The 7,448-nt window shown below is 70.4% G+C and carries 7 protein-coding genes; all 7 read left to right on the top strand.

The window, feature by feature from the left end:
- Positions 1-185: 185 nt before the first annotated feature.
- The 7 genes from WD341_RS10435 (at position 186) to WD341_RS10405 (ending at position 7,279) form a co-directional block, all read left to right on the top strand.
- Positions 186-716: a methanogen output domain 1-containing protein gene (locus WD341_RS10435; RefSeq protein WP_368425389.1), complete on the top strand. Its 531-nt coding sequence runs from the start codon at positions 186-188 to the stop codon at positions 714-716.
- The gene (locus WD341_RS10430) at positions 709-1,743 is read left to right on the top strand and encodes a sensor histidine kinase (protein WP_368425388.1); all 1,035 of its coding nucleotides are present in this window, start codon (positions 709-711) and stop codon (positions 1,741-1,743) included. Before WD341_RS10435 ends, WD341_RS10430 begins: the two co-directional genes overlap by 8 nt.
- Positions 1,743-2,246, top strand: a complete 504-nt coding sequence (locus WD341_RS10425) for a response regulator (protein WP_368425387.1) — start codon at positions 1,743-1,745, stop codon at positions 2,244-2,246. The genes WD341_RS10430 and WD341_RS10425 overlap by 1 nt, the downstream gene beginning before the upstream one ends.
- 55 nt (positions 2,247-2,301) lie before the next feature.
- The gene (locus WD341_RS10420; RefSeq protein ID WP_368425386.1) at positions 2,302-3,504 is read left to right on the top strand and encodes a mandelate racemase/muconate lactonizing enzyme family protein; all 1,203 of its coding nucleotides are present in this window, start codon (positions 2,302-2,304) and stop codon (positions 3,502-3,504) included.
- Positions 3,505-3,567: 63 nt separating this feature from the next.
- Positions 3,568-4,470: an NAD(P)-dependent oxidoreductase gene (locus WD341_RS10415; protein WP_368425385.1), complete on the top strand. Its 903-nt coding sequence runs from the start codon at positions 3,568-3,570 to the stop codon at positions 4,468-4,470.
- 395 nt (positions 4,471-4,865) lie between these two features.
- Entirely contained in the window at positions 4,866-6,746 is a 1,881-nt protein-coding gene (locus WD341_RS10410) for a methyl-accepting chemotaxis protein (RefSeq protein ID WP_368425384.1), read from the top strand.
- 110 nt (positions 6,747-6,856) lie between these two features.
- The gene (locus tag WD341_RS10405) at positions 6,857-7,279 is read left to right on the top strand and encodes a rhodanese-like domain-containing protein (RefSeq protein ID WP_368425383.1); all 423 of its coding nucleotides are present in this window, start codon (positions 6,857-6,859) and stop codon (positions 7,277-7,279) included.
- Positions 7,280-7,448: the final 169 nt, after the last annotated feature.

The raw sequence follows: 7,448 nt of genomic DNA, 5'->3' as shown, positions 1-7,448 counted from the left end.
CGGAGCCCCAAGGATGCTTTCTTGCTTGCACCCGATTACAGAAGCCTGTCGAGGGACGTGGCAGCTCGGGCGGCGGCGGCCCGGCCGATTGATTCGCCGCCGGCCTTGGCGCAAGGTCTCGTTCGTTCGCCTGCGGGGAGCCGCAGGCACCCCCTCGGTGGCGCGGCAAGTTGGAAGGATATTGGATGATCGACGACGAGCAGGTCCGAACGGCCGACGTCCGGCTCGAGCGGGACCTCTTCCTGCGCAGCCTGCTGCGCGAGCTCAGCGGCAGCCTTCAGGACGTCGTCGGCCTCGAGGAGGCCTCCGGCTACATCAGCGTCGTCGGCCAGGCGATGGGCGAGCAGATCGACGCCGAGTACCGGCGCGCGCTGGCGGTCGACCGGCTCGGCCGCGCCGAGGTCGCTCAGGTCCTGGTCGACCTGAAGCGACGCATCCAGGGCAAGTTCCATGTCGTCGAGGAGCGCGAGGACCGCATCGTCCTCGCCAACAGCGCCTGCCCCTTCGGCGAGCAGGTCGCGGGCCGCCCCGCGCTCTGCATGATGACCTCCAACGTCTTCGGCCACATCACCGCCGAGAACCTGGGCTACGCCAGGGTCGACATCGAGCGGGCGATCGCCCGCGGCGACGCCGGCTGCCGGGTCGTCGTCTACCTGACGCCGAGCGAGAACGACGACACCGACGCCCGGGAATACTTCAAGCGTGCCGATGGATGATGCCACGGCCTTCCGCCGGCTGCTGAGCGTCCTGCCCGAGCCCCTGCTGGTGGTCGACAGGGCGGGCGCGGTCGAGGTCGCGAATCCGGGTGCCAGGTCCCTGCTGGGCAGCGACCCCCAGGGGGCGAACCTCCTCGACTACATCGAGGACGAGGGGGAGTTCCTCGCCTATCTCGGTCGCTGCTCGGGCTCGGGCAGCCCGCTCCTCGGGTCGATGGTCGTCAAGACGCCGGCCGGCTGCCGCAAGGTGCAGGCGCAGGGAGCGGTCTTCGCCCGAGGTTCCGCGGCAGCGGCCACGATTCTCCTGCGCCTGCGCGCGGACGCCGGCGCAGAGTTCTCGGTGCTCGGCCAGAAGGTGCGCGAGCTCAACCGCGAGATCCGCCAGCACCGCCGCGCGCAGGCGGCCCTGGAGGAGGCGGTGCGGCACCGGGAGGTGCTGCTGCAGGAGCTGCACCACCGGGTCAAGAACCACACGCAGATGCTGCTCGGCATGCTTTCGCTGAGCGCACGCGAGGCCGACTCCGAGGAGGTCCGCATCTTCATCGGCGAGTTCCGCTCGCGCCTGCTGGCGATCGCCTCGTCCCAGCAGCTCATGTACCAGGCCGGCGAGTTCGCCTCGGTGCCGGCACGCGACTTCCTGGAGTCGCTGTGCCAGGCGCTCGCGCAGACCTGGCCGCCGGGGGCGGTCCTGACGACCGACTCCGACCAGGTCGAGCTGCGCAACGACGTGACGACGCCGGTCGCCCTGATCGTCAACGAGCTGACCGCCAACGCCCTGAAGCACGGGCTCGGCTTCGGCCCAGGCCGCGTCGCCGTCACGCTCCGCCGCGCCGGCCAGGAGATCGTCCTGACCGTCTGGGACTGCGGCCCGGCCTGGGCCGAAACGGCCGCCCCGAAGCGCTCGTCCGGGCTGACCCTGGTCAGGGGCCTCTGCCGCCAGATCGGCGGGGCCTTTGACATCAGCCGCGGCGAGGGCACATTCTGCACAGTGAAGTTTCCGTACGCTGCCGCGGAGTCGGCCGGTTGATGACGTTGAATTCCAGCCAGATCGTCCTGCGGATGCCCGCGCCTCGCCTGTTCACCCACGGGGTTCAGGACGACTCCGATCCCGCAAGGGGTGCCGCGCAGCGGCTCAAGGACGGGCCGGGCCACGCCGCCCGCCTGCTGATCGTGGAGGACGACTGGTTCATCGGCCAGGAGATCGAGGCCGCCGCGCTGGCAGCGAACTATGCCGTCGTCGGCATCGCCACTTCCGCCGAGGCGGCGGTGCAGGCGGCGCTCGACCAGGTCCCCGACCTGGTGCTGATGGATATCCGCCTGGCCGGGACCCGCGACGGCGTCGAGGCGGCCCTGGAGATCCGCGAGCGCGCCGACATCCCCTGCCTGTTCGTCAGCGCCCATCGGGACGAGGAGGTACGCGGCCGGGCCCAGGCCGCCCGCCCCGCCGGCTGGTTGTCGAAGCCCTTCTCGGACTCGCAGCTGCTGAGCGCGATCCGGCAGGCCCTTCGGGCCGACGGCCCGGCGACCTGACCCCGACCGGGCCCCGGCATCCGCCGGCTCTCGAGTCACGCGACAGGAGCCTTTCTTGAGAATCTCCGAGGTCCGGACCTTCGTCGTCGGCAACCCGCCGCCGGGGTTCGGCGGGCGCTACTTCGTGTTCCTGAAGCTGGTCACCGACGGCGGCGTCGAGGGCCTGGGCGAGGCCTACTGCCTGCCGTTCCACCCGCGCGTGGTTGTCGCCATGATCGAGGACCTCTGCGCGCGCTACGTCGTCGGTGAGGACCCGAGGCGCATCGAGTCGCTGTGGCGGCGGGTCTACTCCGCCGGCTACGGGCAGCGCCCCGACCTCTCGCTCGCCGGCATCCTGAGCGCCGTCGAGATGGCCTGCTGGGACATCCTGGGCAAGGACTGCGGCAAGCCGGTCCACGTCCTGCTCGGCGGCAAGGTCCACGAGCGGCTGAGGAGCTACACCTACCTCTATCCGGGCGAGGCCGACGGCGCCGACTTCTACCACGACGCCGAGCGCTCGGCGGCGCGCGCGGCCGACTACGTCCGCCAGGGCTTCACCGCGCTCAAGTTCGATCCGGCCGGCGCCTACTCGGCCTTCGACCCGCGCATGCCCGATCCCGAGACCCTGGAGCGCAGCGAGCGCTTCTGCCGGCTGATCCGCGAGGCCGTCGGCGGCGCGGCCGACCTGCTGTTCGGCACCCACGGCCAGTTCACCCCGGCCGGCGCCCTGCGCCTGGCGAAGCGGCTGGAGCCCTACGACCCGCTGTGGCTGGAGGAGCCGACGCCGCCGGAGCTACCGGAGCAGATGGCGGTCGTCGCGCGCGGCACCTCGATTCCCGTGGCGACCGGCGAGCGCCTTGCGACCAAGTACGAGTTCGCCCGGGTGCTCGACCTCGGTGCCGCCTCGATCCTGCAGATGAACCTGGGCCGCGTCGGCGGCCTGCTGGAGGCCAAGAAGATCGCCGGCATGGCCGAGGCGCGCTACGCCCAGGTCGCGCCCCACCTCTACTGCGGCCCGGTCGTCGGCGCCGCCAACATCCAGCTCGCCGCGACCTGCCCGAACTTCCTGATCCTGGAATCGATCCAGGCCTGGGGCGGCTTCCACGCCGAGATCCTGAAGACGCCGATCCGCTGGCAGGACGGCTACGTCATCGTGCCCGACGCGCCGGGGCTCGGCGTCGAGCTCGACGAGGCGGTCGCGGCGGCGCATCCCTACGAGGGCGAGGCGCTGCACCTGGAGATGGCGCAGCAGCCGGTGCCCTGGCGGCCGGCCGGCTGACCGCGCCGCCTCGATCCCCCGCCCGCCCCCCCTCTTCTCCGACAGCCGAAGGAACAGGACGCCATGCACTACGCCTTCGTCGGCCTCGGCAGCCTCGGCGGGCATCTCGCCGGCAGCCTGCTGCGCGCCGGCTTCGCCGTCACCGTGAGCGACCTCGAGCGGACCCGGGCCGAGCCGCTGCTCGCCGCCGGCGCGGCCTGGGCCGAAAACCCCGCCAGCGCCGCCGCGGCGGCCGACGCCGCGATCACCTGCCTGCCCTCGCCGGCCGCCTCGGCGGCGGTCGCGCCCCAACTCTTCGAGTCGCTGCGGCCGGGCGCGACCTGGATCGAGATGAGCACCAACGAGGCGGCCGAGGTCGCGCGCCTGGCCGCGCTCGCCGCCGCCCGCGACATCGCCACCCTGGAGGCGCCGGTCACCGGCGGCGTGCACCGCGCGGCCACGGGCGAGATCACCGTTCTGGTCGGCGGCGAGGCGACGACCTTCGAGGCGCACCGGCCGGCCCTGGAGGCGATGGGCGGCGAGGTCCTGCACATGGGCCCGCTCGGCTCGGCGGCGCTGATCAAGGTGATCACCAACATGCTCGCCTTCGTCCACCTGGTCGCCGAGGGCGAGGCGCTGATGCTGGCGAAGCAGGGCGGCCTGGACCTGGCCAAGGCCTACCGGGCGATCGCGGCGAGCTCCGGCAACTCCTTCGTCCACGAGACCGAGGGCCAGGTGATTCTGAACGGCAGCTACGACATCGGCTTCACCCTCGACCTGGCCTGCAAGGACCTGGCCTTCGCCGCCGGCTATGGGAGGTCGCTCGGCGTGCCGCTCGAGCTCGCCGGCCTGACCGGCGGGACCTTCCTGCGCGCGCGCGCACAATACGGCGGCCAAGCGCAGTCGACCCAGGTGGTCAAGCTGCTGGAGGACGCGCTCGGCAGCGAACTGCGCGCGCCCGGCTTCCCGGCCAGGTTGACCGGGTAGCGGAAGTAAACCGGCAACGAACCTGGGTGATCTCGTCTTATCGGAAAGAACGGCATTTGATCCAGCGCAAATGAAAAGTCTAGGACCGATACGACCATTGAAGACTTGTACACTACAGGCGGTCATCAGCCTGAGGATTTTTTGAGCACGCACCCGAGATTTCGATGATCATCAGGATCATCATGACCAAGCCGTAATATTTCTTCACATAGATTTATAGTATAGGACTATTTTCGTTTGGGTCGTTACCTAAATGGACAGTTAAGCTGCGGAGCCGCACTGCCGACGATTAATAACTTCTCAATAATGTCCGAGCTATTAGTGATCTGAACGAGGGGAACCATCCGGTACGGGCCACGCACGGCCCGCCCCCGCCAGACACTGGAGCTCGCGCGATGGCATTTCTCCGCAGCCAGGCAATTACGCTTCTGCTCATCGCCGCGAACCTGCTGGTTCTGCTCGCGGCCGCCTGGGTCGGGTGGAAGCTGACCACCCGCTACGAGACCTTCGTCACCGAGTTTCAGCATGGCCAGACCGCCGAGCTGGCCAGCGTCGCCAGCGACGACATGCTGTGGAACCGCTATGCGCTGCTGACCGCCGACCTCGCCCAGACCGTGTCGGCCGACAAGGAGCTGGCGGCGGGCGTCGCCGCCGCGGACGGCGCGGCCATCGGCGCGCTGCTCGAGGAGGAGTTCAAGCAGGGCGTGGTGACCCAGGGTCGGCTGGCGCTGCTCGGCCTGTCGACCTACACCGCCGACGGCGACCTGGTGGCCGAGCGGTGGACCGCCGGCGCCGCGCCGGCCAGCCCGCCGAACGCCCTGCTCGCCGAGGTCGCCGGCCGCGAGGGCAGCACGCGCCTGGAGCTGCTGACACGCGGCTGGAGTGGTCCGGAGCGGCCCTACCTCACGGTCTTCGCACCGATCGGCGGCCTGCGGCTGCGCGGCTACCTGGCGGTCCACGTCGACCCGCTGCACGCCCTGCGCACGCTCGACAGCCGCCTCGGCATGGCGGTCAGCCTGCGCGGGCCGGGCGGCGCCGAGACGCTCGCCACGCTCGACAACGTCAGCTTCGAGGAAGGCACCGCGCTGGATACCGTGGTCGTGCCGCTGGCGACGCCGGAAGGCGCACCGCTGGTCGATGCCGAGCTCAGCGCCGATGTCAGCGCCCTCAGGGCGCAGCTCTCCGGCACCCGCCTGGAGTTCTTCCTGCTGTTCGCCCTGGTCGGCGGCGGCGTCGGCCTCGCCGGCGTCGCGGTGGTCAGTCTCTACCTGAACCGGGCGCGGCGGCGCGAAGCCGCGATGCGCGCCGAGGCCGAAGCCGCACGCCAGGCCGAGGCCGCTCGCCAGGCCGAAGAGAACGAGCGCCAGGCGCGCCACGACGAAGAGGTGGCCGGCCAGCTGCGCGCCAGCATGCTGGGGCTCTGCGACCAGCTCGAGGACGACGTCGCCCGGCTGGTCGCCGAGGTCTCGGAGCAGACCGGCGCCATGAGCCGGGACGCCGCCTCCATGAGCGAGACGGTGCGGGCCATCAGCGACGAATCCGAAGCCGTCACCCTCGCCTCGACGGAGGCCAACACCTCGATCCAGACAGTCGCCGCGGCGACCGAGGAGCTGGCCGCCTCAAGCGAGGAGATCGGCCGGCGGGTCGCCGAATCGACGAGCATCGCCACCAGCGCCGTCGAGGAGACGGAGCGCACCGAGACCAGCGTGCGCGCGCTCGCGGACTCGGCGCAGAAGATCGGCGAGATCGTCACCCTAATCCAGGCGATCGCCGAGCAGACCAACCTCTTGGCGCTCAACGCGACGATCGAGGCGGCGCGCGCCGGCGAGGCCGGCAAGGGCTTCGCGGTCGTGGCCTCGGAGGTCAAGAACCTGGCGACCCAGACCGCCAAGGCGACCGACGAGATCGGCCAGCAGATCGGCAGCATCCAGGGCGCGACCGGCGAGGCGGTCGGCGCGATCGAGCGGATCGGCGCGACCATCGCCAAGGTCAGCGAGGTCGCGACCACCATCGCTTCGGCCGTCGACGAGCAGACCGCCGCGACCGGCGAGATCGCGCGCAACGTCCAGCAGGCCGCCGCCGGCATCTCCCAGGTCGCCGAGGGCTTCGCCAAGACCAGCGACCAGACGCGCTCGGCCGCCGAGCTGTCGCGCCAGGTCGACGTCGGCGCGACCATGGTCAGCCAGCAGATCGTCGAGATGCACGGCCGGATCGCCGAGGTGCTGGCACGCATCCGCAGCGACAACGGGGGGCAAGGCGGCACGGAGGCGGCGTGAGCCGGACCGGCCGCCCGACAACAACAAAAAACCGTCACGACAAGCGACCGGTGCCGCGAAGGGGCGCTGCCGGGCCGTTCCAGACAACCGACAAGAGAGAGGACTGCACCATGAAGACCCTGAAACTCGCCCTGGCCGCCCTGGCCGTCACGCTTTTCGCGAGCCTGCCCGCCCATGCCGACGCGCCGGTCGAGATCCCCGGCGCCACCACGGTCGACGCCGACGGCGTGATCGCGCTGTTCGACCAGCATCCCGACCTGATCGTCCTCGACAATCGCAAGGAGAAGGACTTCTCGGCCGGCCACATCGAGGGGGCGGAGCGCCTCGTCGACACGGACGTCAACGCCGACACCCTGGCGGCTGTGCTGCCGAGCAAGGACGCCCCGGTGCTGATGTACTGCAACGGCCTGAAGTGCGGGCGCGCCGCCAACGCCGTCCAGTCGGCGCTCGGCCTGGGCTACAGCAAGGTCTACTACTACGCCAAGGGCATGGAGGAGTGGAACGCCAAGGGTCTGCCCGTCGCCAAGGACTGACCGCCTCGAGCAGATGGCGACCTCACGGAATCGCATAGCGATCCGTAAGGTCGCCTGAATCTGCTCTATTCAATTGAGGTAGACCAAATTCACGTGACCGGTCGGATCCCGAAGTGGATCCGACCGGTCACGATTTGGTCTAAACGCATCCACTGCCGAGGCAGGGGGG

The organism is Tistlia sp. (assembly GCF_040905785.1).
In the GTDB taxonomy this organism is placed as follows: Bacteria; Pseudomonadota; Alphaproteobacteria; order Kiloniellales; family DSM-21159; genus Tistlia.
Note: the sequence above shows the minus strand (reverse complement) of the source record. Positions and strands in the feature narration are given on the sequence as shown.